We start from the raw sequence: 3,168 nt of genomic DNA, 5'->3' as shown, positions 1-3,168 counted from the left end.
AAGGGTTCTGTCTAGGGGCAATTTACTCTTTGTTGCTCGGTTTTTACTTAGCCCACTAGGTTACAAACCTCGCGCCGCGATTAAATCGCCCCTAGATTGAACAAATTTTAATCCTGAAAGGTCAACAGGCCCTGGCACTCTGGTTAAGAGATTTAAAATTATGACTCCACAACAGCAGAGCGTTATTGAACAAGGGTATTGGTTTAAAAACCGCAGCCAGTATTTAAAAAACTTTTTATTAACTCAAGGCAAAACGCGTTCACTTAAAGCTCAACAGTCACTATTTTTGCGAGGCGATAAGCATAACGGTATTTATGCCGTACTGAGCGGCGTAGTTCGTATTAGTGGTGTAAGCAATGAAGGAAAGGAAGCTGTACTCAGCTTTATTGAAACACCGCTGTGGTTTGGCGAAGTCACGTTGTTTGATGGCGGCCTGCGTACGCACGACGTATATGCGCAAACCGATGTGGTACTTTTTTATGTACCCCAGCGTGCGCTTGAACAATTGTTAAATGAACAGCCACAATATTGGCAAGAGTTTGGTTTATTGTTGGCGCAAAAGTTACGCCTTATGTTTACCTCTATGGAAGATCACGCATTATTAAGTGCTGAGCAAAAGGTATGCAATCGACTTCTAATACTGAGTGAGCATACAGAACATTTAACGCCGCTTGTATTATCCCAGCAGCAACTTGCTGATATGACCTATCTAACTCGCCAAACTATTAATCAAATACTGCAACGACTCGTTGAGCTACAAGCCATTAGTTTAGGGTATCAACGCATTACCATTTTAGATAAGCAAAAATTACACGTGCGCACTGGCAAGCTTAAATAGGTTTAGTATTTTTATTAGTTGGAACCAAAATTGCTACACAACCTGAAACGCAACAATGGATTTGGCTAATGACATCTATAACCTTTGCAAATCAGTACAGTAACAATAGCTACGCTAGTATAACTAAAGCGGCAAGCCCAAGCGAAGTAGCGGCAATTAATGGCCCTACTAGTGAAAAAGCAAGTGATGTTAACGGAATGAACGCTACACCTAAAGATCAAACGTTTTTAGAACGTGCGCAAGAAGCAATTGTTTACCAGCGTTTGGGTATAAATAAAGAAAAAATAGATAAATTAAAAGAAGCAATAGAAGATCTTTCTAAAGAATTACAAGGGCAAGGCGCTGATCTTGACATAATTAACGATAAAATCAACGAACTTGAAAAAATGCTTGAGCAAGAATATAAGCAGGGTAGGGACCGAATGGATATGCAACCGCAGCATGAACTGGGTAAGATAATTTCTGCATTGGTTTAATTTATTTAATCTGGCCTATTGCAAGTAAGTTCAACGCAGTTAGCGCTGATAATAGCTGCTGGATAGATTTATTATCCAGAGTTCAGGTTATTTAATGTCGGGTACCTGACATTGTTGTTGTACTGATATTTGCTAAGGTTAACTTTATATATAAAAATAAAGCAGGATTTAACAATGAAAACACTTCAACAACAACTTGGTAAATATGGTTTATACCATCGTTCTAAACGCAATGTATTGACCCACTTTTTTGGTATTCCGCTCATTGTATTTGCTGCACTGTGCCTACTTGCACGCATCCAAATACCTGTGGGAAGTTTTCTAACTGATAATTTTGTTATTGATGGTGCACAACTTTTTGTATTAGCGTCAGTTGTTTATTATTTTATGCTGAGCTTTTCGCTTGGCTTTATTATGGCCGTGATACTCACTTTACTCCTTATTGGTGCTCAGCCTATTGCGGCAATGGCGTTTTGGCCTTGGTTGAGTATTAGTGTCGGTGTGTTTGTATTTGGCTGGGTACTGCAGTTTATTGGGCATTATTACGAAGGTAAAAAACCGGCATTCGTAGATGACCTAATTGGTTTAATTATTGGCCCCTTGTACGTAACTGCTGAGCTACTATTTTTAATGGGTTTTTATAAAACATTAGAAGATGAAGTAAACGCAATAGCAGGGCCTACAAAGGCGTAGAGTATTTTACCAGACCTTATTAAAACCTAATAAATAACAATAAAAGGGCAAATAATACATGCAATATAATAATAAAACCGTGTGGATCACCGGTGCATCGTCAGGTATTGGTAAAGAGCTTGCTATACAATTTGCCGAGCTTGGAGCGCGCGTAATTTTATCGGCGCGCAATGTAGATAAACTAAACGATTTAAAAGCAACCCTTAAAGGCGTGGGGCACTTGGTTTTACCGCTGGACTTAGCCCAGCCAGAGCAGGTACTGAGCACAATAACTGCGCAAATGAGCGAGCTTCCTGCAATTGATATTTTAATTAATAACGGCGGGGTATCGCAGCGCAGCTTATTTTTAGAAAACGACTTTAACGTGTATCGCCAATTAATGGAGGTTAATTACTTTGGCTTAATCGCACTTACTAAAGCCGTACTACCTACTATGGTGGCAAGGCGCAGTGGCTCAATTGTGTCTATTAGTAGTGTGGCGGGTAAAGTAGGTTCAAAATTTAGAACCGGTTATTCGGGTTCTAAATATGCGGTTGTTGGTTTTATGGATTGCCTACGTGCAGAAGTAGCGGAACATAATATTCATTGTTTAACAATTTGCCCAGGTTCTATTAAAACAGCGATTGCACATAACTCACTAAACGAGCAAGGCATAGCGCAAAATAAACCAGAAGAGTCGATAGAAAATGGGATGGATGTAAGCGTAGCTGCTACAAAAATGATTCGTGCCATTAGTAATAAAAAAGACGAAGTGATTATTGGCAAAGGTTTAAGTGGTTGGGCGCCCACAATCAAGCGCTTTTTTCCAACTCTGTTTAACCGCTTAACGGCAAAAACAAACTATAAATAGCCTACTCAAGGCACAAAATACTGTAGTTCGATCAATTTAGACAAGGATTTTAAATGAAGTATGTATGGCTGAGCCTGTTTTTATTGTATTAATTTGGTTCGGTATCAACCCAAAAGATCAAGTTACATGGCTGCTTGAAGTTATCCCCGCAATTATTGGTGTAGTGCTGTTAGTAAGCACCTGTAGCCACTTTAAACTCATTACTATCAGATTCATCGCAGTTAGCGCTGATAATAGCTGCTGGAGATAGATTTATTATCCAGAGTTCAGGTTACTTATACATTTCTGTAACTTTAGAAAATTTGTTGAGA

The 3,168-nt window shown here is 39.1% G+C and carries 4 protein-coding genes and 1 pseudogene; all 5 read left to right on the top strand.

Features of this window, described 5'->3' with window-relative positions; translation table 11 throughout:
• Positions 1 to 160: 160 nt before the first annotated feature.
• Positions 161 to 838, top strand: a complete 678-nt coding sequence (locus tag CWB66_RS17990) for a Crp/Fnr family transcriptional regulator (protein ID WP_138586440.1) — start codon at positions 161 to 163, stop codon at positions 836 to 838.
• 68 nt (positions 839 to 906) lie between these two features.
• Entirely contained in the window at positions 907 to 1,314 is a 408-nt protein-coding gene (locus tag CWB66_RS17985) for a hypothetical protein (RefSeq protein WP_138586439.1), read from the top strand.
• A 174-nt stretch (positions 1,315 to 1,488) separates the two neighbouring features.
• Positions 1,489 to 2,007, top strand: coding sequence for an Mpo1 family 2-hydroxy fatty acid dioxygenase (locus tag CWB66_RS17980; RefSeq protein WP_138586438.1), 519 nt, complete (start codon positions 1,489 to 1,491; stop codon positions 2,005 to 2,007).
• Positions 2,008 to 2,065: 58 nt separating this feature from the next.
• Positions 2,066 to 2,857, top strand: a complete 792-nt coding sequence (locus CWB66_RS17975) for an SDR family oxidoreductase (RefSeq protein WP_138586437.1) — start codon at positions 2,066 to 2,068, stop codon at positions 2,855 to 2,857.
• Positions 2,858 to 2,910: 53 nt separating this feature from the next.
• Positions 2,911 to 3,086, top strand: a pseudogene (locus tag CWB66_RS17970) (DUF2238 domain-containing protein); the annotation flags it as partial.
• Between the last annotated feature and the right edge of the window lie 82 nt (positions 3,087 to 3,168).

This window comes from Pseudoalteromonas sp. S558 (genome assembly GCF_005886635.1).
GTDB lineage: Bacteria > Pseudomonadota > Gammaproteobacteria > Enterobacterales > Alteromonadaceae > Pseudoalteromonas > Pseudoalteromonas aliena.
The sequence above is the reverse complement of the archived record's forward strand: the minus strand, read 5'-3'. Positions and strand labels throughout refer to the sequence as shown.